The sequence below is a fragment of the Ensifer adhaerens genome (genome assembly GCF_028993555.1).
Taxonomy (GTDB): Bacteria; Pseudomonadota; Alphaproteobacteria; order Rhizobiales; family Rhizobiaceae; genus Ensifer; species Ensifer adhaerens_I.
The window spans coordinates 1,472,877-1,496,799 of sequence record NZ_CP118610.1 but is presented as its reverse complement, the minus strand read 5'-3'; the positions used below and the strand labels follow the sequence as shown (position 1 = coordinate 1,496,799).

Here is a 23,923-nt window from a genome sequence, read left to right as displayed (position 1 = left end):
GTGATACCACTTGAAAGCGGGACGCTCTAGGCTACGGTTTGTCGTCACTGGGCTCTATAAACTCTGAATAGGTGATTGTCAGCCTTGCCAAAGCCCGATTTATCATCGCAATTTCATCACCATGCGTCCCGCCCTGCTCGACCCGCTCTTCTCATTGCTCGACACACTTCCTGGCATCGGCCCGAAGATCGGCGAGCTCTATGCCAAGCTGCTCGGTCGTGAAACGATCGAGGATTGCCGTGTCGTCGACCTTGTCTTCCACGCGCCGCATTCGCTGATCGATCGCCGCCAGCAGCCCGGCATTGCCCATGCGCCGCAAGGGGTCATCGTGACGATTACCGGGCGGGTCGATCGGCACCAGCCGCCGCCGCGCGGCAAACCCAATCTGCCCTATCGCGTCTTCCTGCATGACGAGACCGGCGAACTGGCGCTCACCTACTTCCGGGTCAAGGGCAACTGGCTGGAAAAGTCGCTGCCCGTCGACGAGACCGTAATCGTCAGCGGCAAGGTCGACTGGTTCAACGGCCGTCCTTCCATGGTTCATCCGGATTACGCGGTACGGGCAAGCGAGGCGGAAAACCTGCCGCTGGTTGAGCCGGTCTATGGTCTGACCGCCGGGCTTTCGCCGCGAACATTGCGCAAGTCGATCGAGGCGGCCGTCGCCCGCGTTCCGGAAATGCCGGAGTGGGTGGATGATGCGCTGCTTACCAAGCAGGGCTTCGCCAGTGCGGTTGAGAGCTTCCGGGCGTTGCATGATCCCCGGGACGCAACGGATATCGATCCACAAGCACCCGCACGCCGCCGCCTGGCCTATGACGAGTTTCTTGCCGGGCAACTGTCATTGGCGCTCGTCCGACAGCGCCTTCGCAAGGTCGCAGGTATTCCAGTCCACGCCACCGGCGCGCTGTCCCGGCCCGTCATCGGCGCCCTTCCCTTTTCGCTGACGGCGAGCCAGTCCACGGCCATTGCCGACATCCTCAAGGACATGGCAGGCACCGAGCGCATGCTGCGGCTGCTGCAAGGCGATGTCGGCTCCGGCAAGACGATGGTGGCGCTGATGTCGATGCTCGCGGCCGTCGAATCCGGCGGCCAGGCGGTCCTGATGGCGCCGACCGAAATCCTCGCCCGGCAACACCATGCAACCCTTGCCAGAATGGCGGCACCGGCCGGCATCACGATCGACGTCCTGACCGGCCGCACCAAGGGCAAGGAACGCGATGCCATCCTCGACCGCATCGCCTCCGGCGAGACACGGATGGTGATCGGCACGCACGCACTTTTCCAGGATACGGTGAACTACAAGGAATTGACGTTGGCGGTGGTGGACGAACAGCACCGCTTCGGCGTTCACCAGCGCCTGCGCCTCACCGCCAAGGGGATCTCGCCGCACATGCTTGTCATGACAGCAACGCCGATCCCGCGCACGCTGGTGCTCGCGGCCTTCGGCGACATGGATGTCTCGAAGCTGACCGAGAAGCCTGCCGGTCGGAAGCCGATCCAGACGGTGACGATTCCGACGGAGCGTACCGGCGATATCGTCGATCGGCTGGACGCCGCCCTTCGCGAAGGCAAGAAGGCCTACTGGATCTGCCCGCTCGTCGAGGAGTCGGAAGCCGTCGACGTCATGTCGGCCGAGGAAAGATACGAAGGTCTTGCCAAGCGCTTCGGCAACAATGTCGGCCTCGTGCATGGCCGCATGAATGGGGCCGAGAAGGACGCCGTCATGCTCGCCTTCAAGAATGGCGAGATCCGCTTGCTGGTCGCCACCACCGTCGTCGAAGTCGGCGTCGACGTGCCCGATGCGACGATCATGGTGATCGAACATGCGGAGCGCTTCGGCCTTGCCCAGCTCCATCAGTTGCGCGGCCGTGTCGGGCGCGGCGACGAGGCTTCGACCTGCATCCTGCTCTACAAGGGACCGCTCAGCGAGAATGGCCGATCACGGCTCTCGATACTGCGCGACAGCGAGGACGGCTTCCTGATCGCCGAGGAAGACCTGAAGCTGCGCGGCGAAGGCGAGTTGCTCGGTACGCGCCAGTCGGGCACGCCGGGCTTCCGCATCGCCAGCCTGGAAGCCCATGGCGATCTCCTGGAAATCGCCCGTAAAGACGCCGCCTACGTGATCGAGCGCGACCCGGATCTGACGTCGGAACGCGGCGAAGCGCTTCGGACGTTGCTCTACCTCTACCGGCGCGACGAGGCGATCCGCTTCCTGCGGGCCGGCTAGCATTTCCCGGAAAAGTCTGAACGGTTTTCCGTTACAAGCGGCGTTTAACGCGTCACGCAGTTTTCTGCTGGCCGATCTTCAGCGGCGCATTGGCAAGCGGCTTGTAGTCGGGCGTCACCAGGCCACCTGAAATCAGCAGCTTGGCAGCATCTTCCGCGTTCATTTCTAGGAAGGTGATCTTGTCACGCGGGACGAACAGCAGGAACCCCGCCGTCGGGATCGGGGTCGGCGGCAGGAACACCGCCACCATGTCCATGCCGCGCTCGTCGAATATGGAGGCGATTTCGCCTTTAACGTCGGTCGCGATGAACACGAGCGACCAGAGGCCCGGGCTCGGATACTCGATCAGTCCAGCCTTCTTGAAGGACGATGACTGCTCCTGCAGCACGGTCTGGAAGATCTGTTTCGTCGACTTGTAGATCGTGCGGACGAGCGGCGTTCGATTGACCAGCGACTCGGCGAAATTGACGATCGACCGCCCGACGAGGTTTGCGGTCATGAAGCCGACGAACGTGATCACGAAAATGGCAACGAGCAACCCGAAGCCGGGAATGGCGACGGGCGAATAGGTGTCCGGATTGTAGAAGTTCGGCAGATACGGCTTCACCCAACCGTCGGCCCAATCGATGAACGTGCGCACGAGCCAGACGGTGATCGCCACCGGTGCGCAGATGATCAGGCCAGTCAGGAAGTAGTTGCGCAGCCGGGTGCCGATATAGCCGCGTTTTGAGTGTTCCGCCATGCTTCTTCCGTCTTAACCTCACTCGACCGCAAAGGCCGGATGATAGGCGACCGTGCCCGCAGCCATGGCGCCGGTAAGAGCCAGCGCCATGAAATATTGCGGCGCACAACCGGGGAATACAAGAGCCGATTCGTTGCGGAAGCCGAACTTTTGATAATAAGCAGGATCGCCGACGACGACGCAGCCGGCAGCCCCTTCTGCCCTCAGCCATTCGAGCCCCTCGAGGATCAGCTGTCTGCCGATGCCCTGTGCCTGAACGTCCGGCTTGACGGAGACCGGACCAAGCCCGAACCAGCCGGTTTCTGCCGGCGTAAGGGTAACGGGCGAAAAGGCGACGTGCCCGACAATCGCATCGTCCATCTCGGCAACCAGCGAGACGCTCAGCGCACCGGCTTCGCGCAGGCGTTCGATGATGAAGGGCTCGCTTTGATCACTATGGGGATGCCCTTCGAAGGCAGCCGCGGTCACGTCGCGGATCGCCTTCTCATCTCCTGGGCGCTCGTGCCGGACGTAAATCATTCGACGGTCACCGACTTGGCGAGGTTGCGGGGCTGGTCGACGTCGGTGCCCATGAACACCGCCGTGTGATAGGCGAGCAACTGGATCGGCAGCGAGAAGATCATCGGTGCGATGACCTCGTCGACGTGAGGCAGCACGATCGTCGCCATCGTTTCGAGTTTTGAGGCGGCAGCGCCCTTCTCGTCGGTGATCAGAATGATCCGGCCGCCGCGGGCCGCCACTTCCTGCATGTTGGAAACCGTCTTCTCGTAAAAGCGGTCATGCGGGGCGATGACGATGACCGGCATGTTTTCGTCGATCAGTGCGATCGGCCCGTGCTTCAGCTCGCCGGCGGCATAGCCTTCGGCATGAATGTAGGAGATTTCCTTGAGCTTGAGTGCGCCTTCCATGGCGAGCGGGAAGCTGGTGCCGCGGCCGAGATAAAGCACGTCGCGGCACTTCGACAACTCGCGCGACAGAAGCTCGATTTGCGGCTGGATGGCGTTCAGGACCTGGCCCATGATGCGCGGCATTTCGGCGAGATAGCGAACCAGCGCCTGCTCTTCGTCTGCGCTCACAGTGCCGCGGGCGCGCCCGGCGCCGATCGCCAGCGACGCCAGCACGGCAAGCTGGCAGGTGAAAGCCTTGGTGGAGGCGACCCCGATCTCCGGGCCTGCAAGGATCGGGAACACGGCGTCGGACTCGCGTGCGATCGTCGATTCGCGCGTGTTGACGACCGCGCCGATCTTCAAACCCAGCTCCTTGCAGTAGCGTAGCGAGGCAAGCGTGTCGGCGGTTTCGCCCGACTGCGAGATGAACAGCGCTGCCGACTGCGGTGACAACGGAATTTCGCGGTAGCGGAACTCGGAGGCGACGTCGATTTCAACCGGGAGACGGGCATAACGCTCGAACCAGTATTTGCCGACGAGGCCGGCGAGATAGGCCGTGCCGCAGGCGGAAATCGCCAGGCTCGGAACCTTGGCAAAGTCGATCGTGTCGGCCAGTGTCTTGATGCGGTTGCCGGCAAAATCGATGTAGTGGCTGAGCGCGTGCGCGATCACCTCCGGCTGTTCATAAATCTCCTTTTCCATGAAGTGCCGGTGATTGCCCTTGTCGATCATATAGGCGGCGGCCGACGAGATCTGCTTCGGGCGATCGACGACATTGCCTTCCAGATCGAAAATATGCACGCCGTTTGCGCCGATCACCGCCCAGTCGCCGTCGATCAGGTAGGTGATCTCGTTGGTAAAGGGCGAAAGCGCGATCGCGTCGGAGCCGAGGAACATCTCGCCCCTGCCGTGGCCGATTGCCAGCGGCGGACCGTTGCGCGCCGCCATGATCGTCGACGGATCGTCCTCAAAAAGCACGGCGAGCGCATAGGCTCCGGTGACCCGCGTCAGCATCGCATGCATCGCCTCGCGCCGCCCAAGGCCATCACGGCGGAACCTGGAGAGCAGATGCGCGACGACCTCGGTGTCGGTGTCCGTCTGGAACTTGGCGCCGTCGGCGATCAATTCGTCCTTCAGTTCGGCGAAGTTCTCGATAATGCCGTTGTGGACGACGGCGACCCCGTCGGTAAAGTGCGGATGGGCGTTGCGCTCGGTCGGCGCACCGTGGGTCGCCCAACGCGTGTGGGCAATGCCGATGGTGCCAGCCAGCGGCTCTTCGCGAAGCTTGATCTCGAGATTGACGAGCTTGCCTTCGGCGCGCCGGCGCTCCAGCGCGCCGCCATTGATGGTCGCAACACCGGCGGAATCATAGCCGCGGTATTCGAGGCGCGTCAGCGCATCGACCAGGCGCTCCGATACCGGCTGGTTGCCAACGATGCCAACAATACCGCACATAGTCGTCTCCGATTTGTCCCCGCGCCCGTCGCGGCGCCTCAGCCGATAAAGGCAGTTGTCCCGCCCGTGGTGCTGCCTTGGTAAAGCATTTGCCGGGCCAGGCAATCCGCACCGATTTCACTTTCGGTTTCAGTATTTAACGCTCTGCAAGTTTCCTTGAAACGCAGCCGATTCAAGGAACAAGACAGGCCACAATCAAAGCGCCACGGCGACCTTTACGCATCCGATAAGGCGCCTGGCGCGCGGTAGATCTACTCGGCCGCTTTCGCAGCCTTCTTGGCCGCTTTCACAGCCTGATAGCGCTCGCGCAACAGCCGCGCCCGACCCGGCTTGATCTCCTGGCGCGCGCGACCGAAGGCAACGGCATCGGCCGGAACATCCTCGGTAATAACGCTGCCGGAGGCGACCAGGGCGCCATCACCGATCGACACCGGTGCAACCAGCGACGAATTCGACCCGATGAAGGCATTTTCGCCGATCCGGGTCTCATGCTTGTTCACGCCATCATAATTGCAGGTGATCGTACCGGCACCGATGTTCGAACCCGCGCCGACAAAGGCGTCGCCGATATAGGTCAGGTGATTAACCTTGGCGCCGGCACCGATCTCCGCCTTCTTGACCTCGCAGAAATTGCCAACCTTCGACTTTTCACCGAGATCGGCGCCCGGACGCAGCCGGGCAAAAGGACCGACCGTCGCCCCTGCCCGGACCGTCGCGCCCTCGACATGCGAGAAAGCGTGGATGATCGCACCGCTCTCGACGCGTGCGCCGGGACCGAAGACGACATTCGGCTCGATCAGCACATCCTGTTCGAGCACGGTATCCCAGGCGAGAAACACCGTTTCCGGCGCGATCATCGATACGCCCGACAACATGAGTGCGTGACGGCGGCGCTGCTGCCAGAGCCGCTCGATGAAGGCGAGCTCGGCACGTGTGTTGCAGCCGGTCAGCTCCTCCTCGGGCGCCTCGACCGCGATCGCCCGTCCGCCGATCTCGCGCACGATCTCGACGAGATCCGTGAGATAATATTCGCCCTTGACGTTGGCGTTGCCGATGCGCCCAAGCAGGCCAAGCGCCTTGCGCCCGTCGATCGCCATCAGTCCGCCATTGCAATAGGTGATGCGGCGCTCCTCTTCGGTCGCATCCTTGTGTTCGCGAATGGCGAGCAAGGCACCGTCCTTGACGATCAGGCGGCCATAGCCCGACGGATCCGCTGCCTCAAAGCCGATCACCACCACGTCGTTGCCGGCGGCAAGCCCTTCGCGTGCGGCCTTGAGCGGTTCCGGCGTGATCAGCGGCGTGTCGCCGAAGACGACGAGAACATCGTCATAGCCCTTGGCGATGGCGTCACGGGCGGCCAGCACTGCATGACCCGTGCCCAGCCGTTCCTTCTGGAGATAGGAAGAGACCGACACGTCGCCGACATCGGCCGCCGCCGAAACGGCTTCCGCATCACGGCCGACCACCAGGGCGATATCGGAAATCGAGGCGCTTGCCAGCGCCTGGACGACATGCGCGATCATCGGCCGGCCAGCGACCGGATGCAGCACCTTCGACATGGACGACTTCATCCGCGTGCTTTCACCCGCAGCCAGAATGATGGCCAGGCACGTCCGTTCCATACAATACTCTCCTTGGTTTTCCCGAGGCCGACGCCTCCTGCGCAATTTCTTAAATCGAAATCGCCTCAAGTACAAAATCACGCACGATTCGGTGCTGTGGTATCTCCAAGATATTGCGAGAAGCATAATTCGCACAATCACGTCGCATTAACCGGCTTAAAACCGGATGATGGCATAAGAAGGCGCGGAGCCTGTGTCAGCAAGCAGTGCGGGTGCATCGCTCCCAGGGGGAGACGAAACAGCGATGCATAGCCGTACCGAACCGGATGTACAGGCACGACCGGTGAGCGTGGCCCTCACTTTCGTCCGCTCACCGCTGTTTCTGCTTGTTTTCACTCTTGGTGTGCTCGCGCTGCTGCTCTCCATCACGATCCCGCAGCCGATCGGCCCGATGTTCTGGGATCACTATCTTTACCTCGATGCCGCCAATCGCATACGGGACGGGCAAGTGCCGTCCGTCGACTTTTTCACGCCGGTCGGTGCGCTTGGCTATTACCTGTTCACGGGTCTGCAGGGCACCTTTCCCAACGGCCAGCCGTTGTTGCTGGCGAGCTGGTGTCTGCTTGTCGTCACCGGGCCGATGATGGCGCTCGTCATCTTCGACGTGCAAAGGCGCTCGGCGCGGCTTGCCTACGCGCTCCTGCTGCCATTCCTGGTCTTTTCGGCGCTGCCGTTCAACACCGGCGATTTCTACCCCTATCCCGGCTCCGACGGCTTCGGCATCTACAACCGACAGGTCTGCCAGCTCCTTTACGTGCTGGCAGCGGCATTGGTTCATGTTCGCGACCGCCGTGTCCTCGTGTTCGTCGTTGCAGCGGCGATGGCCTCTCTCTTCTTCGTGAAGATCACGGGCGTTGTCGCCGGCACGGTTCTTTGCCTGATGGCGTTTGCCGCAGGCCGTATCGCTCTAAAATCAGCGATAGCCGCAGCGTTGCTGTTCTTTGCCGTGCTGGGCTTGGTCGAGATTTCGATGGGCGTGGTGTCTGCCTACATTGACGACATACTGGCGCTGCTCGCCCTCAATGACGGCAGCCTGTTGCCGCGCCTGCTGCAGGCAGCGTCGCTCAATGCCGGCCTGCTTGTTCCGGCCGGACTGCTCGCGCTGGTGCTTTTCGCAGTGCACCTTCCATCCTTCGTCCGGTGCTTGCGACAGCTTGGTGGGCGACCCTCAGTGTCGGCACTTGCGGACGTTATCAACCAGCCGTTCCTCTGGCTGGCTGCCTTCGTCCTCGCCGGCATTCTTTTCGAAAGCCAGAACACTGGCAGCCAGGCCTTTATCTTTCTGCTGCCTTTGCTGCTGAAAATCGCTGTCGACGAAGTGAGCGGCAGCGCATCCAAACCCCGTGCGATCACAGTGGCCGTTCTTGCTCTGGCCGCAGCGCTGCCGCCAGCCACGGCCGTCGTTCAAAAGAGCGCTCGTGCCTGGATCGGCGCCGTCAACAATGTACCTCTTGAGAGCCGGAACCTCAAAACGATGGGAGCGGTCAATCTGCGGCCGATTCTCGCACTGCGCGCCGAGCGCCTGCGTGATGTCTATGCAATGCAGCGCCCAGCATTCGACGCCTTGGCGGATGCCGGCGAGCTGCCGTCCTTCCTGCTTTACAGCGATTTCGATTTTCAGGCCGGTTGGCTGACGAATGTGGATGTGGCCATCGATGCGATGCGCACTTATGAGGCGGCAAACGGCGTGCGTTTCGAGACGATCCTCAACATCGACTTTACCAATCCGTTTCCGTGGCTGATGGATCGCCGCGCCCCGAAACATGTCGCGATCGGCGCCGATCCTTTCCGCGCCGTCCCTGCACCGGATGAAGATGTCCGCACCGCCATCCGTTCACTCGACATCGCGCTCGTACCGACTTGTCCGGTCACCAACGTCAATCGCATGCTGCTTTCGCTCTATCAGCCGAGCCTCGAGCCCGGCCATAGCCGCGTGACGCTGACGAGATGCTACGACGCCTTCATCCGCAACGAGCTAAAGGCCGTGACGCCCGCCGCCGGCTCCTGAGATTTGACGGCTAGGCCTCGGGCCGCAAACGGCTCTCGGTCAAGAGCCCGTTCTCCTCGAGGATCGGATAGGCGACGGACGCGATATGCGCGTTGACGCGCTTGAGATCCCGCAACATGTCGAGATGCAGCGAGCTGGTCTGCAGGCTCTGGACCAGCCCGTCGCGCAACCGCTCGATATGCCGCTCGGCCGAACGCTTCTCCATGTGGCGAACGCTCACCTTCACCTCGATGAGCTGCCGGGCGAGATCGGCATTGCGGCTGACGAAAATGGATTGGGCAACGCGAAGATTGTCGATCGTAAGATTGAACAGGCTTTTCAGCTCCTGATAGCCCTCCTCCGAGAACTTCAGACCGTTGTTGACCTTCTTGCCGATCTCCTCGCAAAGGCCCTTCTCGATGATATCGCCCATATGTTCGAGGTTGATGGCGTAGTCGATGATGACGATCGAGCGCCGGCCATCTTCCTGGCTCAAGCCATCGCGCCCGAGCCGAGACAGAAAGATCTTCACTTCCTGCTGCAGCTGGTCGACCTGCTTCTCGAACTTGGCGATGTCGCGAATTTCCGACAGATCGTTGTTCTCGAAAGCGTTGGCCGCGCGCATCAGCATCGTTTCGACGAGATCGCCCACCCGCAGTACCTCCCGGGTCGCTCCGGAAAGCGCCATGACCGGCGTATGCAGGGCATTTTCATCGAGATAGCGCGGCCCGCTCTCTTCCGTCTCCGTGTCGGGAACGAAGCGGACCATCAGTTGCGACAACAAGCCGGCAAAAGGCCAGGCGAGGATCGCGACGGCGAGATTGAAGGCGAGATGGATATCAACCGGCAGGTTCTGGCGCGGCAGCGGCAGGCTCTGCAGAAATTCGACGCTCATGCTCGTCAGCGGCAGCGCGATCAGGCAGCCGACTGCGCGAATGGCGAGATTGCCGAGAGTGACACGGCGCGCGGACGGGGCTGAAGCCAAGGTCGCCATGACTGGCGGGATCGCTCCTCCGAGATTGGCGCCAAGCACGAGCGCCACCGTCAGCCCCACCGTGAGAATGCCCGCGGACGAAAGTGACAGCACCAGCATGACGACGGCCAGGCTGGAGGACGAAGCAAAGGCAAGCCCGGCAGATATGAGGAGCGCGACGGGCCAGGCACTGTCGAGCATGCCGAGAAAGGCGGCGAGCGCCGGAGAATCACGCATCGGCTCGGTCGCCGAGCCCAGCAGGTGCAACGACAGCAGCATGAGGCCGATGCCGACAAGGGCCGCCCCGAGACCCTGGCGGGCGTTCGAGCGGCTGGCGCGGTGCAAAACCACGCCGACGAGGATCACCAGCGGCGACAGCCACTCGATGCCGGTCGCGACGATCCAGGCAGTCATGGCCGTCCCGACATTGGCGCCGAGCAGAACGATCTGCGCCATGCGCGAACGCACGAGCCCCTTCTCCACGAAGGAAGCGGTCATCAAGGCGGTGGCCGTCGAACTCTGCAGGGCCAGCGTCGCGACAAGCCCGGTCGCGAAAGAGCGCACAGCCCCGTTGGTTCCTTGTGCGAGGCCGGTGCGCAAGCGCGCACCGAAGGCGCGTGTCACGCCATCCTTGACGAGCGACAGGCCGAAGAGCAGCAGTGCGACTGCTCCAAAAAGATTGACCATCACGATTGTCGACTGCATGGCATGCCTTCCTGTGGGGTCTTCAGAATCGCCCCTTGCCTTGCAACAGAACCACAGTTCCAAGGCTTATTCGACACAATCTGACAGATAAATTTCGATTGCCGGCTAATGAATCCGACACGGATTGTGCTGCGCGCGCCCAATGGGCCGCCGGCCGACCGGCCATCTCACGCGCACGCTGCAATGCGCACGGTGGCAAGCGCTGAAAACCGGGCGATCGGGATCGACCAACGATCCCGTGAGTGCGCGCAATTTGCGGCAAACGACCCTTCATTTCCTGTTTCGTTTGTTTTAAGGAACGAATTCGTTTGGCCAATGGCCGCCGCATTGCAACGAGGTTTCTGCCCCCATGCTCGAATTCCTGAGAACTGCCGCCCAGACCTGGGTTGTCAAAGGCCTGCTAGTCATTCTCGTGCTGTCGTTCATGGTGTGGGGCGGCTCATCGCTGACAATGACGAACCAATCGGATGCGGTGGTGGTCGTCGGCGACGTCAAGGTCAAGGCGCCGGAGTTCCGGCTCAGCTATGAAACCATGCTGGCTCAGGCCTCCCGCCAACTCGGCACGCGGCTGACGCCGCAACAGGCACGCGCCTTCGGCATCGAACAGCGGGTCTATTCGCAGGTTGTCGCAGGTGCTGCTCTCGATCAGCTGGCCGACGACATGAACCTTGGCCTGTCGCAGGACCGGCTGGCCAAGCTGATCGCCGACGATCCGGCGTTCCACAGCGTCAATGGCCAGTTCGACCGTCTGACGTTCTCGAGCGTCCTGCGCAACGCCGGCCTGCGCGAACAGGACTACATCAACAGCCAGAGCCAGACGGCGATCCGCTCGCAAATCGTCGACGCGCTCTCGGACGGCTATGCCGCTCCCAAGGTTCTGACCGACGCGATCGGCGCCTACCGCCACGAAAAGCGGACGGTCGACTACCTGCTGCTCTCGAACGCAAATATCGATGCTGTGAAGGCACCGGGCGACGACGTGCTGACGCCTTGGTACGATGCCCGCAAGGCGAACTACCGCGCCCCCGAATATCGTAAGGTCAGCTATGTAAAGCTCGAGCCGGTCGACGTCGCCGACACTGCAACAGTGACGGACGATGAGATGCGCGCCGAGTATGACCGGCGCAAGGAGAGCTTCCGCACCGTTGCGACGCGGACCATCGAGCAGCTCACCTTCCCGTCGCGCGCAGCGGCCGACGCCGCAGCAGCCAAGCTCTCCTCCGGCACAAGCTTCGATGATCTGGTGAAGGCCGAAGGCAAGACGTCGGCCGACGTCCTTCTCGGCGAGTTCACCAAGGATCGCGTACCTGATGCCAAGGTCGCCGAAGCGGCCTTCGCGCTTGCCGCAGACGGCGGCGTATCCCCGGTTGTCGACGGCGCCTTCGGCCCGGTCATTCTCCGCGTGACGAATATCCGGCCGGAAGCGGTACGCAGCTTCGACGAAGTCAAGGAAGAGCTGCGCAAGGACATCGCGCTTTCCGCGGCGAGCGAGGAAGTCATGCGCCTTCACGACAAGATCGAGGACGAGCGCGCTTCCGGGGCTCCGATCAAGGAAGTGGCCGACCAGCTCAAGCTGAAGCTGGTGACAATCGATGCGATCGATGCAACCGGCAAGGACAAGAACGGCGACGACGTTGCCGGTCTGCCGGAGCAGGCAGCCCTTCTGCAGGAAGTCTTCAAGGCGGATGTCGGCGCAGAAACGCTGCCCGTCAATGTCGGCCGCGACGGCTATGTCTGGTTCGACCTCGACGAAGTTACCCCCGCGCGTGATCGTACGCTGGACGAGGCTCGCGACGAAATCGGCGCCGACTGGATGGCCGAACAGCAGCGCGCAGCGCTTGCCAAGAAGGCGGGTGAGCTGAAGCAGCGTCTCGAGCAGGGTGCCAAGCTTGCCGACATTGCCAATGAACTCGGCCTTACCGTCGAAACGAAGTCCGGCCTGATGCGCTCCACTTCGGACGCCGCCCTCAGCCCGGCCGCCGTCGTCGCTGCTTTCTCGGGCCCGAACGGCTTTGTCACCAACGCTGCCGGCATCGGTGGCGAGGGACAGGTGCTCTTGCAGGTGACGGCCGTCGAGGATAGCGGGCCGACGGACGCCCTGCAGGACGATAGCCGTCAGATCGAGGCTCTGGCCCGCCTCAGCGGCGAAGATATTGTCGACCAGATGGTCGCCACGCTGCAGGCCGCCTACGGCGTGACGATCAACCAGACGCTCGGCGAAACCGCAATTGCGCAACGATAGGCTTCGAGGAAACAACTGATGAGTGATCTGAAGCCATTCGTCGCCAAGGTGGCCGCCCGTGAGGCGCTGAACCGCGAAGACGCGCGTGCCGCATTCGAAATCATCATGTCGGGGGCAGCGACGCCTTCACAGATCGGTGGCTTCCTGATGGCACTGCGCGTGCGCGGCGAAACGGTCGACGAGATCGTCGGAGCGGTCGGCGCCATGCGTGCCCGCATGCTGCCGGTGGATGCACCTGCTGACGCCGTCGACATCGTCGGAACCGGCGGCGACGGCGCCGGTACCTACAACATCTCGACGCTCGCTTCGCTCATCGTCGCCGGTGCCGGCGTACCCGTCGCCAAGCACGGCAACCGCGCGCTGAGCTCGAAGTCGGGCACCGCCGACGCGCTCTCGTGCCTCGGCGTCAAGCTCGACATCGGCCCGGAGGCGATCTCGCAGTGCATTCGCGAGGCCGGCGTCGGCTTCATGTTCGCACAACAGCATCATTCGGCAATGCGCCATGTCGGCCCCACGCGTGTGGAGCTTGGCACACGCACGATCTTCAACTTGCTCGGCCCGCTCTCCAATCCGGCGGGCGTCAAGCGACAGTTGGTCGGTGTGTATGCGCCGCAGTGGGTACAGCCCCTCGCCGAGGTGTTGCGCGATCTCGGCTCCAAAAATGTCTGGGTCGTTCACGGCGAGGGCCTCGACGAGATAACCACGACCGGGACGACGCAGGTCGCCGCCCTCGAAGACGGCAAGATCTCGACTTTCACGCTGACGCCGGCCGATTTCGGCCTTCAGACCGTGACGCTCGATGCACTGAAGGGTGGCGACGGCGCGCACAATGCCGTTGCGCTGCAGGCTGTGCTCGATGGCGCCGAGAACGCCTACCGGGACATTTCCCTTGCCAATGCTGCGGCATCTCTGATGATAGCCGGACGGGCAAAGGACCTCGGCGAGGGCATGGCGCTCGCCCGCCAGTCGCTTTCGAGCGGCGGCGCCAAGATGGCGCTGCAGCGCCTGATCAGCGTTTCGAACGCGGCCTGAGGAAGGATCGGCAACGATGACGGATATCCTGCGCAAGATCGAAGCCTACAAGCGCGACGAGATCGCGGCTGCGAAAGCACAGACGCCGCTTTCCGAACTCAAGGCGCGTATCGCCGAACAGTCTGCGCCGCGTGGCTTTCATGCCGCGCTCGCCGCGCGCAAGGCCGCCGGTACATTCGGGCTGATCGCAGAGATCAAGAAGGCAAGTCCGTCCAAAGGGCTCATTCGCCCGGACTTCGACCCGCCGGCGCTCGCCACGGCCTATGAAGCGGGTGGTGCCGCCTGTCTCTCGGTGCTGACGGATGCGCCGAGCTTTCAAGGCGCGCCCGTCTTCCTGGAAGCCGCCCGCGCGGCCTGCGCTTTGCCTGCCCTTCGCAAGGACTTCATGTTCGACAGCTACCAGGTGTTCGAGGCTCGGGCCTGGGGCGCGGATTGCATCCTGCTGATCATGGCGTCACTCAGCGATGACGATGCCCGCCGGCTTGAAGAGGCGGCCTTCGAGCTAGGCATGGATGTGCTGATCGAGGTGCACGACGCCGAGGAAATGGAACGGGCGCTCAAGCTCGCCTCCCCGCTAGTCGGCATCAACAACCGCAATTTGCGCACCTTCGAGGTGGACCTCGCTGTCTCCGAGCAGCTGGCGAGCATGGTCCCTTCCGACCGGCTGCTGGTCGGCGAAAGCGGAATTTTCACCCATGAGGATTGCCAGCGCCTGGAAAAGAGCGGCATCACCACCTTCCTCGTCGGCGAAAGCCTGATGCGCAAGAGCGATGTCGAATCCGCCACGCGCACCTTGCTGACCGGCACTGCAAGCACGCTGGCGGCCGAGTGATGGGTAAGCCGACGCTCACACATCTTGGTGGCAGCGGCGAAGCGAACATGGTCGATGTCGGCGACAAGGCAGAAACGGTGCGCATTGCCGTCGCCGAGGGTCATGTGCGCATGAAGTCGGAAACGCTGACGCTCATTCTCGAAGGCGATGCGAAGAAGGGTGATGTCATCGGCACGGCGCGGCTCGCCGGCATCATGGCCGCCAAGCAGACCGCCAATCTCATTCCGCTCTGCCACCCGCTGATGCTGACGAAGGTTACCGTCGACATCACGCCCGATCCAACGCTTCCCGGTCTCCGTGTCGAGGCGCTCGCCAAGCTCACCGGTCGCACCGGCGTCGAAATGGAAGCGCTGACGGCTGTGAGCGTCGCGTGCCTTACGGTCTACGATATGGCGAAGGCCGCGGATCGCGAAATGGAGATCGGCGGGATCCAGGTCGTCAGCAAGTCCGGCGGCCGCTCCGGCGACTTTCGGCGCGAAGGGAACTGAGGTCATGTCGCTGCTGTCCGTCGAAGATGCGCTCGACCGAATTCTTGGCAGCGCAACCCCGAGGCCTCTGACAGAGCATGTCGGTCTTCACGACGCTGTCGGCCGCGTCCTTGCCGAGGATATCTCGGCCCTTGTTACCCATCCCGCCTTCGACAATTCGGCGATGGACGGCTATGCGGTTCGCCATCAGGATATCGAGACCATTGGCGCGGAACTTGCCGTGATCGGCCAATCCGCTGCCGGCCATGGTTTCAAGGGAGAGGTGGAGCGCGGACAGGCGGTGCGCATCTTCACCGGAGCGCCCCTGCCCGCCGGTGCCGACACCGTGATCATCCAGGAAGACACCGAGCGCCTGGCGGAAGACCGGATTCGCACCAAGTTCGTGCCCGGCAAGGGCCGCCATATCCGCTTGGCCGGACAGGACTTTGCGCGGGACGAAAAGGCGCTATCGGCTGGTGACCTGCTCGATGCCGGACGACTGACGCTGGCCGCGGGCATGAACCACGCGAATCTCCCCGTTTTCAAGCGGCCGAAGGTCGCAATCCTTGCGACCGGCGACGAGCTCATGGCTCCCGGCAGCAAGCCGGGACCGGACCAGATCATCGCCTCGAACAGCTTCGGCGTCGGAGCAATCGCGCGCGACAATGGTGCGGAGGTCCTCGATCTCGGCATTGTCGCAGACGACCAGCAGGCCATCGCCGCCCAGATCGCGCGGGCTCAGGCCGCCGATGTCGACGTGATTGTCACGCTCGGCGGCGCGTCGGTCGGAGACCATGACCTGGTTCAGGCAACGCTCCTTTCCTGCGGCATGACGCTCGATTTCTGGCGCATCGCCATGCGGCCGGGAAAGCCGCTGATGGTGGGCAAGCTTGGAGGTACGACCGTACTCGGCCTCCCCGGCAATCCCGTCTCGAGCCTCGTGTGCGCACTGCTGTTCCTGGAGCCGCTGACACGCAAACTCGCACGATTGCCGTCCCGCGCGCGTATGGCAACCGCGCGACTTGCGAGCCCGCTGCCGGCCAATGACATCAGGCAGGACTATGTGCGCGCGCGTCTCACCAGAGACGACGACGGGAGCCTCGTTGCGCATCCCTTCTCACGGCAGGATTCGTCGATGATGAAGGTCTTCGCGCAGTCCGACTGTCTGATCGTGCGCCGGCCGCACGCGGCAGGATCGCCCCTGGGTGCATCCTGCGACATCCTCAGGCTTCGCTGAAGCAAGAAACTCCACTCAGCGGGCGAGCCCGGATTGGCAGGCGAACCACAGCTGCCCCTTGCCTGGACGAGCTTGTTTCTGCGTGCAAGCCGTGGACCATGTCATGGCGCCGACATGAAAGCGCTGTACAAGGGGAGCTACTTGATCACCGCCGAGGACGTCCGACTACGGATGCACTAGCGGACCCGCGGTGATCTGGAGAAAGGTCGGGTTAGCCCGGCCTTTTGCTTTTGGGCGGCCGGCCGGCCAGTCCACGGTGACGCCATCGCCTCGAGCCGGAGAAAACGCGTCCCCCGACCCCGCGACATCACCTTGAACTGGATCAGTTGGCGGCTTCGTCGCTTCGGCTGACCAGAATCTTGTCGATCCGGCGTGCATCCATGTCGATCACCTCGAACCGGTAGCCATGCGCGATGGCGATGTCACCCTCTTCCGGCGTCTTGCGCAGTTGCTGCACCAGGAAGCCGGCAATCGTCTCGAAGTTGCCATCGGCATCGATGCCTTCGATGCCGATCGTCAGATGGATCTCGTCGATCGGCGTGCGGCCGTCGACGAGATAGCTGCCATCTTCACGCTGGCGAATCAGCGCGTGCTCGATGTCGTCATAGTTCGACGGCAGAACGCCGACGATCGCCTCGAGGATGTCGGCGATGGTGATGATACCCTCGGTGCTGCCATACTCGTCGACGATCATTGCCATGTTGATGCTCGACGACTTGAAGGCTTCCAACGCCTTCAGGCACGACGCCGTCTCCGGCAAGGTGTGGATTTCCTTGATGTACTTGCGCACGTCGAACGGTCCGGAGGTCGGAGCGTTCAGCACCTCCTTCGCCAGAACAGCGCCGAGCACATCACCGCTCGGTCCATCGACCACCGGATAGCGCGAATGGCCGAACTGGTCGATCTTGCGGCCGACGGTCTCCAGGCTGTCGTTGACGTCGATGAAGCTCACCTCGGTCCGGTGCGTCATGATCGACTTCACGTTGCGGTCACCGAGCCGGATGATACGCCTGAGCATCTCATGTTCCGATTTCTCGATGGCGCCGCTCTCGACACCCTCGGCCATGATCGCCTGAACTTCCTCTTCCGTCACATGGTCGGGATCGTCGGGGCGCATACCGAGAAGGCGCATGGCGACCGATGCGGCCGTTTCGAAGAGATAGACGATCGGAGCAGTGATCCGCGACAGGAACAGCATCGGCCTTGCCACGAACATCGCCAGGGCTTCGGAATTCTTCAGTGCCAATTGCTTCGGGATCAGTTCGCCGATGACGACCGACAGGAACGTAATCAGCGTGACGACAAGCGCCACGGCGACCGTGTTTCCGTAGGGATGGATCCAGGCGATTTCATCGAGGATCGGTGCGATCTTGGCAGCGATGGTCGCGCCACCATAGGCGCCGGCCAGCGTGCCGACCAGCGTGATGCCGACCTGAACCGTGGACAGGAACTTGCCCGGATCCTCCGCCAGCCGCAGCGCAACTTCAGCGCGGGCGTTTCCCTGTTTTGCCATCTGGCGAAGCATTGGCTTGCTTGCCGAGACGATTGCCATTTCCGAGAGAGCAAAAAATGCATTGATCAAAAGCAGGACGAAAATGACAAAAAACTCGGACATGGTCTCCAGGTCACCGTTGACGAAAGCCGCTCCGCTGGGAACGACCAATCACCAGATAAGGCCAGCGGGCGATCTGAGCAAGCGCAAGCATTGAAATCTATGCGATCGGCTGAACATTGGAGATCATCCATAGCGGGATTTCGAACAATCCCGCGAAGTCGGAGGGATCAGGCGCGACTATGCAAGGCGCTGCGGACCCGCTCGCGGCCGATCTTGATGACATTCTCCATCGCGAGCCGTGCACCGACTTCATCACGCCGGCCGATCTCCTCGACGATGCGGATATGGTTGCGGGCGACCTCGTCGATCCCGCCCCTTTCGGCGACCGGCGAACTCAGCTTGAAGACGCCAACCAACGCCGCTTCGATCAGCCCGCCGACCGTTCGCATGAACGGATTACCGGAGGCTTCGGCGACCGCGAGATGAAATTTCAGATCCGCCACGGCAAGGCTCTCCGCCGTGTGCCCCTCCTCGCCCATGGCGACGGCAAGGCGCATCATGCGGCTGATCTCTGCTTCCGAAGCGTTTCGTGCGGCAAGTGCTGCCGCATGCGGCTCGAAAGCGAGGCGCACTTCGCTGAGGTGATACAGGAAATCTTCGTCTACCCCGCACTCAAAATGCCAGGTCAGGATATCGCTGTCGAACAGGTTCCAGTCGTTGCGCGGCGTGACGCGCGTACCGATGCGGGCCCGAGGCACGACCAGGCCCTTGGCGGCAAGCGTCTTCATCGCCTCGCGCAGCACCGTCCGCGACACCTTGAAGCGCGCCGCGAGTTCCGGATCTCCTGGAAGAATGGAGCCCACCGGGAACTCGCCGGATATGATCGCCTTTCCGAGCTGATCGACGACATGCGCATGGCTCGTGCGTTTGCGCGAGCCGGACACAACGGTTTCCAGCAAACTCCTGTTCAATCCATCTCCTCCAGGCACTCCCCTGCCTGATTCCTGCGCGACGCGCGGATATCGATGCCGGGAAGCACCGCCGTCCGCTTGCCTCAAACTTGCGCAAACGAGTGTAGTTTGATCGATCGATTCCGGAAAGCCCCCGGAAAAACAAGCGAAATCGGCGCTGGCCACGCTCGCCGGCCGTGGTCACACCGTCTTTCTTGACGCCATCCTCAAAAGAACAAACCCCGCCGTGAGGGCGGGGTCTGCTTATCTTCATCTCTGCGCGACGGCTTACTTCGGCAGCTGGTCGTCGACGCCCTCGACGTAGAAGTTCATGCCGAGCAGGGTGCCGTCGTCAGACGTTGCACCGGCAGCGAGCCACTCGCTACCGTCCTGCTTCTTCAGCGGGCCGGTGAAGGGCTTCAGCTCGCCCGACTTGATCTTGGCTTCGGTTTCCTCGGCCATCTTCTTCACGTCATCAGGCATGTTGGTGTAGGGCGCCATCGTCAGGATGCCGTCCTTCAGACCATCCCAGCTCGAGGTGGTTTCCCACTTGCCGTCGAGGAATGCCTGAGTGCGCTTGATGTAGTAGGCGCCCCAGGTGTCGACGATCGCCGTCAGCTGCGTCTGCGGGCCGGCCTTGATCATATCGGAAGCCTGGCCGAAGGCCTTGATGCCACGCTCGGCGGCAACCTGCATCGGCGCCGTCGTGTCCGTGTGCTGCGTCAGGATGTCGACGCCCTGGTCAACCAGTGCCTTGGCGGCGTCAGCTTCCTTGCCCGGATCGAACCAGGTGTTTGCCCACACGACCTTGATCTTGAAGTCCGGGTTCACCGAGCGCGCGCCGATGACGAAGGAGTTGATGCCCATCACCACTTCCGGAATCGGGAAGGAAGCGATGTAGCCGGCGACGCCCTTCTGCGACATCTTCGCGGCGATCTGGCCCTGGATGTAACGGCCTTCATAGAAGCGGCTGTTGTAGGTCGCGACGTTCGGCGCGGTCTTGTAGCCCGTGGCGTGTTCGAACTTCACGTCCGGGAATTTCTGCGCGATCTTGATGGTCGCATCCATGAAGCCGAAGGACGTGGTGAAGATCAGGCCGCAGCCCGAGCGTGCCAGACGCTCGATCGCACGTTCCGCATCCGGGCCTTCCGGAACGCTTTCGAGATACTGGGTCTCGATCTTGTCGCCGAGCGCCTTTTCCAGTTCCTGGCGGCCGATGTCGTGCGCCTGGGTCCAGCCGCCATCGGTCTTGGCACCGACGTAGACGAAGCAGATCTTGGCCTTTTCCTGAGCGCTGGCACCCGTGGCGAAGCCGATCACCGCCGCGGTGCTTGCGAGAGCGAGCAGTAGTTTCTTCATTTTTTTACCCCTGTCGGTTTGAGAAACGTTTGTCTGAAATACTTGAAATCACCGGTCCGGCACGAACGGCTTGCCGAGCGATGCCGGTGTATTGATCAAGGTCATGCGCCGGTTGTGCGAAATGAGAATGAGGACGACGATCGTCGCCACGTAGGGAAGCGATGAAAGGAGTTGTGAGGGGATACCCAGGCCGAAGGCCTGCGCATGCAGCTGGCTGATCGAAACCGCGCCGAAGAGGTAGCCGCCGGCCGCCAGCCGCCAGGGCCGCCAGGAAGAGAAGACCACCAGCGCCAGCGCGATCCAGCCGCGCCCCGCCGACATGTTTTCCACCCATTGCGGCGTATAGACGAGCGACAGCTGTGCACCGGCGAGGCCGGCGCAAGCGCCGCCGAACATGACGGCGAGATAGCGTGTGCGGATGACGTTGACGCCGAGCGCGTGCGCGGAAGCGTGGCTGTCACCGACGGCGCGCAGCTTCAGGCCGGCGCGGCTGCGGAACAGGAACCAGTGCACGCCGGCGACAACCGCTATCGACAGATAGAAGATAATGTCCTGCCGGAAGAGAAGCGGCCCGATATAGGGGATATCCGCCAGAAGCGGTATCGCGATCGGCTGCAGCTTGATGCCCTGGAGGCCGAGGAAACTCTCGCCCATCATGCCGGAGACGCCGATCCCGAGCAGCGTCAGGGCAAGGCCCGTCGCCACCTGGTTTGCCACGAGCGTCAACGTCAGGAAGGCGAAGAGCTGCGAGAAAATCGCGCCACACGCAACACCTGCAAGCATGCCCAGATAGGGGGAGCCGGTAATCTGGGTGATCGCGAAGGCGGAGACCGCACCCATGATCATCATGCCTTCGACGCCAAGATTGAGCACGCCTGACCGTTCGGTCACCAGTTCGCCGATGGCAGCGAGAACCAGCGGGGTCGCGGCGGTGATGACGCTCAAGAGGATCGCTTCGACGATACCCATCAGCGGCTCCCCTCGGTGTTTGTCGCGGTCAACCGGTCGAAGACCAGCTTGATGCGATAATGGATGAGCGTGTCGCAGGAGAGCACGAAGAAGAGCAACAGGCCCTGGAAGACACGCGTGACCTTCTCGGAAACGCCGATCGATAGCTGCGCCGCCTCGCCGCCGAGATACGTCAAGGCAAGCACCAGGCCGGCAGCGACAATGCCGAGCGGATTGAGGCGGCCGAGAAAGGCGACGATGATGGCGGTGAAGCCGTAACCGGGCGAAATGACCGGGCGCAGCTGCTGGATCGCGCCGCTAACCTCGGAAATGCCAGCAAGACCGGCAAAGGCCCCCGACAGCAGCATCGAGAACCAGATCATCTTGCGCGACGAAAAACCGGCAAAGCGCCCTGCCCGCTCCGACTGGCCAAGAACGGAGATCTCGAAGCCCTTCAGCGTGTAGCGCATCATGAACCACACGAGGACCGCCGCGATGATCGCGAAGGCGAAGCCCCAATGGGTCCGTCCCGAGGCGATCATCTCCGGCAGGATCGCATCCACGGCGAAGGTGCGCGTCTCCGGAAAGTTCATGCCGCCCGGATTGCGCCAGGGGCCACGCACCAGCCAGTCGAGAAAGAGCTGGGCGACATAGACCAGCATCAGGCTCGTCAGGATCTCGTTGGTGTTCATATGCGCCTTGAGAAAGGCAGGGATGGCCGCAAAGAGCGCGCCGCCGAGCATGCCCATCAGCATCATCAGCGGCAGCACCAGCGGCGACTGCCAGTCATAGAAGACCACCGGCAGGATCGAGCCGGCAATCGCGCCCATGATGAACTGGCCCTCGGCACCGATGTTCCAGTTGTTCGAACGGAAGCAGACCGAAAGCCCGACGCCGATGAGGATCAGGGGTGCCGCCTTGATCGCCAGTTCGTGCAGCGACCAGACCTCGCTCAAGGGTTCGACGAAGAAGCTGTAGAGCGCCGTCATCGGGTTCTTGCCGAGCAGCGCAAACATGATGCCGCCGAAGACGATCGTCAGCAGGAAGGCGATGAACGGCGACAGGACCGAAAACAGCGTCGAGACCTTGGCGCGCTTTTCCAGTTCAATGCGCATGTGCGGCCTCCGTGCCTTCCGTCTTGCCGTACATGCCACCCATCAGGAGGCCGATCTTTTCGCGCGAAAGCTCCTTGGCCGGATAGGGATCAGAGAGCTTTCCATCACTGATGACTGCGATTTCGGTCGCCACCTCGAAAATCTCGTCGAGATCCTGGCTAATGACGAGAACGGCCGAGCCCGACTTGGCGAGATCGACGAGTGCCTGGCGGATACGGCTGGCGGCGCCTGCATCCACACCCCAGGTCGGCTGATTGACCACCAGCACGCTCGGCTGTCGGTCAAGCTCACGGCCGACGATGAACTTCTGCAGGTTGCCGCCAGACAGAGAGCCCGCCGGCGGATCTTCACCGCTCTTGCGCACGTCCATCGCCTCGGAAATGCGCTTCGTGGCGCTCGCCACCGCATCCCGGCGGATGATCTTGAGGAACCCGCCGCCGAGAAATGCCTTGGCGTCCGAGCGGCTGCGGGCAAGCACGAGATTGTCCGAGAGCGGCAGTGCCGACACGGCGGCATGACCGTGGCGCTCTTCCGGAACGAAGCCGGCGCCCATCAGGCGGCGCGCGTTGATGTTCCTGCTGCCGACGGGCCTTTGGCGAATCTGAACGGCAGTGTCGTCAGCGACCGGATACTCGCCCGACAGTGCATCGAAGAGTTCGCCCTGGCCATTGCCGGCGACACCGGCAATCGCCAGCACTTCGCCAGCATGAACCTTGAGACAGATGTTCTTCAGCGAAACGGCAAAGGGCGTGCGTGCCGGGACCGTCAGGTGACGCGCCTCCAATTGCACCGCACCCTTTGCACTCGTGCCTTCCGCTGTGACGGCCGCGACATCGCTGCCCACCATCATGCGCGCCAGCGACGACGGGGTCTCCGCCTTCGGGTCGCAGGCTCCGGTCACCTTGCCGTGACGCAGCACCGTTGCGCGATCGCAGATGCGCTGAACCTCCTCGAGGCGGTGGCTGATGTAGAGAACCGAGCGGCCTTCGGCCTTGAGCTTGTAGAGCGTTTCGAACAAACGGTCAGCTTCCTGCGGCGTGAGCACCGAGGTCGGCTCGTCGAGGATGATGAGGCGCGGGTTCTGCAGCAGCGCACGCACGATCTCGATCCGCTGACGCTCGCCAACCGAGAGGTCTGCCACATGCGCCTTCGGATCGAGCGGCAGGCCATAGGCATGCGAGAGGCGCGAAGCCTCCTCGGCCACCTTGGCGAGCGAGATGTTTGCATCCATCGAAAGTGCAATGTTTTCGGCGACGGTCAGTGCCTCGAACAGCGAGAAATGCTGGAAAACCATGCCGATGCCGAGCTTGCGCGCGGCGGCGGGGTTGGCGATGCGCACGCTCTGGCCCTGCCAGACGATCTCACCGGCCGTCGGCGCCAATACGCCGAACAACATCTTCACCAGGGTCGATTTTCCGGCACCGTTTTCGCCGAGAAGGGCGTGGATCTCGCCCTGTTCAATCTGCAGATTGATCCCATTGCAGGCTGCAAAGCTGCCAAACAATTTCGTCAGGTTGCTCACAGCCAATAGGTGACCGTTCGCCGCTACTCCCTCAACAGGCACGCTGCCCTCTTTCCCCTCTGTTGA

At 62.6% G+C, this 23,923-nt stretch carries 18 protein-coding genes; 7 read left to right on the top strand and 11 right to left on the bottom strand.

All coding sequences use genetic code 11. The features are described from left to right. Nucleotides 1-121 precede the first annotated feature (121 nt). The gene (gene recG / locus PWG15_RS07300; RefSeq protein ID WP_275023751.1) at nucleotides 122-2,227 is read left to right on the top strand and encodes an ATP-dependent DNA helicase RecG; all 2,106 of its coding nucleotides are present in this window, start codon (nucleotides 122-124) and stop codon (nucleotides 2,225-2,227) included. 52 nt (nucleotides 2,228-2,279) lie between these two features. Here recG and PWG15_RS07295 read toward each other — a convergent pair whose 3' ends face one another. The 4 genes from PWG15_RS07295 to glmU all read right to left on the bottom strand — a co-directional run bounded on the left by PWG15_RS07295 (nucleotide 2,280) and on the right by glmU (nucleotide 6,933). Continuing rightward, nucleotides 2,280-2,969: a DUF502 domain-containing protein gene (locus tag PWG15_RS07295; RefSeq protein WP_275023750.1), complete on the bottom strand. Its 690-nt coding sequence runs from the start codon at nucleotides 2,967-2,969 to the stop codon at nucleotides 2,280-2,282. An 18-nt stretch (nucleotides 2,970-2,987) separates the two neighbouring features. After that, nucleotides 2,988-3,485 carry a GNAT family N-acetyltransferase gene (locus PWG15_RS07290; RefSeq protein ID WP_275024374.1) on the bottom strand — a complete coding sequence of 166 codons (498 nt, stop codon included), beginning with the start codon at nucleotides 3,483-3,485 and terminating at the stop codon, nucleotides 2,988-2,990. After that, the gene (gene glmS / locus PWG15_RS07285; RefSeq protein ID WP_275023749.1) at nucleotides 3,485-5,311 is read right to left on the bottom strand and encodes a glutamine--fructose-6-phosphate transaminase (isomerizing); all 1,827 of its coding nucleotides are present in this window, start codon (nucleotides 5,309-5,311) and stop codon (nucleotides 3,485-3,487) included. The genes PWG15_RS07290 and glmS overlap by 1 nt, the downstream gene beginning before the upstream one ends. A 251-nt stretch (nucleotides 5,312-5,562) precedes the next feature. Further along, complete coding sequence (gene glmU / locus PWG15_RS07280; protein ID WP_275023748.1) at nucleotides 5,563-6,933, bottom strand: bifunctional UDP-N-acetylglucosamine diphosphorylase/glucosamine-1-phosphate N-acetyltransferase GlmU; 1,371 nt, start codon at nucleotides 6,931-6,933, stop codon at nucleotides 5,563-5,565. 244 nt (nucleotides 6,934-7,177) lie between these two features. Here glmU and PWG15_RS07275 point away from each other — a divergent pair, with 244 nt between their 5' ends. Continuing rightward, entirely contained in the window at nucleotides 7,178-8,941 is a 1,764-nt protein-coding gene (locus PWG15_RS07275) for a hypothetical protein (protein ID WP_275023747.1), read from the top strand. 10 nt (nucleotides 8,942-8,951) lie between these two features. Here the strand turns inward: PWG15_RS07275 and PWG15_RS07270 are convergent, their stop codons facing one another. Next, a complete protein-coding gene (locus tag PWG15_RS07270; RefSeq protein WP_275023746.1) occupies nucleotides 8,952-10,598 on the bottom strand; it encodes a Na/Pi cotransporter family protein in 1,647 nt (548 codons plus the stop codon). Nucleotides 10,599-10,947: 349 nt separating this feature from the next. Here PWG15_RS07270 and PWG15_RS07265 point away from each other — a divergent pair, with 349 nt between their 5' ends. Genes PWG15_RS07265 through PWG15_RS07245 form a run of 5 tightly spaced genes read left to right on the top strand, consistent with a single transcriptional unit; the run spans nucleotide 10,948 to nucleotide 16,408 of the window. Beyond that, the gene (locus tag PWG15_RS07265) at nucleotides 10,948-12,840 is read left to right on the top strand and encodes a peptidylprolyl isomerase (protein WP_275023745.1); all 1,893 of its coding nucleotides are present in this window, start codon (nucleotides 10,948-10,950) and stop codon (nucleotides 12,838-12,840) included. A gap of 18 nt (nucleotides 12,841-12,858) precedes the next feature. Beyond that, nucleotides 12,859-13,872, top strand: a complete 1,014-nt coding sequence (gene trpD, locus PWG15_RS07260) for an anthranilate phosphoribosyltransferase (RefSeq protein WP_275023744.1) — start codon at nucleotides 12,859-12,861, stop codon at nucleotides 13,870-13,872. Nucleotides 13,873-13,888: 16 nt separating this feature from the next. Next, nucleotides 13,889-14,704: an indole-3-glycerol phosphate synthase TrpC gene (gene trpC, locus PWG15_RS07255; RefSeq protein WP_275023743.1), complete on the top strand. Its 816-nt coding sequence runs from the start codon at nucleotides 13,889-13,891 to the stop codon at nucleotides 14,702-14,704. After that, nucleotides 14,704-15,192 carry a cyclic pyranopterin monophosphate synthase MoaC gene (gene moaC / locus PWG15_RS07250; RefSeq protein ID WP_275023742.1) on the top strand — a complete coding sequence of 163 codons (489 nt, stop codon included), beginning with the start codon at nucleotides 14,704-14,706 and terminating at the stop codon, nucleotides 15,190-15,192. Before trpC ends, moaC begins: the two co-directional genes overlap by 1 nt. A 4-nt stretch (nucleotides 15,193-15,196) precedes the next feature. Next, nucleotides 15,197-16,408 (top strand): molybdopterin molybdotransferase MoeA, encoded by a 1,212-nt coding sequence (locus PWG15_RS07245; protein ID WP_275023741.1) that lies wholly within the window; start codon nucleotides 15,197-15,199, stop codon nucleotides 16,406-16,408. A 322-nt stretch (nucleotides 16,409-16,730) separates the two neighbouring features. Here PWG15_RS07245 and PWG15_RS07240 read toward each other — a convergent pair whose 3' ends face one another. From PWG15_RS07240 to PWG15_RS07215, 6 genes are all read right to left on the bottom strand, one after another. After that, nucleotides 16,731-18,023: a hemolysin family protein gene (locus PWG15_RS07240; protein ID WP_275023740.1), complete on the bottom strand. Its 1,293-nt coding sequence runs from the start codon at nucleotides 18,021-18,023 to the stop codon at nucleotides 16,731-16,733. Between the two features lie 167 nt (nucleotides 18,024-18,190). Further along, nucleotides 18,191-18,934 (bottom strand): FadR/GntR family transcriptional regulator, encoded by a 744-nt coding sequence (locus PWG15_RS07235; protein ID WP_275023739.1) that lies wholly within the window; start codon nucleotides 18,932-18,934, stop codon nucleotides 18,191-18,193. Nucleotides 18,935-19,201: 267 nt separating this feature from the next. After that, entirely contained in the window at nucleotides 19,202-20,272 is a 1,071-nt protein-coding gene (locus PWG15_RS07230; RefSeq protein WP_275023738.1) for a BMP family ABC transporter substrate-binding protein, read from the bottom strand. Between the two features lie 48 nt (nucleotides 20,273-20,320). Further along, a complete protein-coding gene (locus tag PWG15_RS07225; RefSeq protein ID WP_275023737.1) occupies nucleotides 20,321-21,241 on the bottom strand; it encodes an ABC transporter permease in 921 nt (306 codons plus the stop codon). After that, entirely contained in the window at nucleotides 21,241-22,335 is a 1,095-nt protein-coding gene (locus tag PWG15_RS07220; protein WP_275023736.1) for an ABC transporter permease, read from the bottom strand. Before PWG15_RS07220 ends, PWG15_RS07225 begins: the two co-directional genes overlap by 1 nt. After that, nucleotides 22,325-23,899, bottom strand: coding sequence for an ABC transporter ATP-binding protein (locus PWG15_RS07215; protein WP_275023735.1), 1,575 nt, complete (start codon nucleotides 23,897-23,899; stop codon nucleotides 22,325-22,327). Before PWG15_RS07215 ends, PWG15_RS07220 begins: the two co-directional genes overlap by 11 nt. Nucleotides 23,900-23,923: the final 24 nt, after the last annotated feature.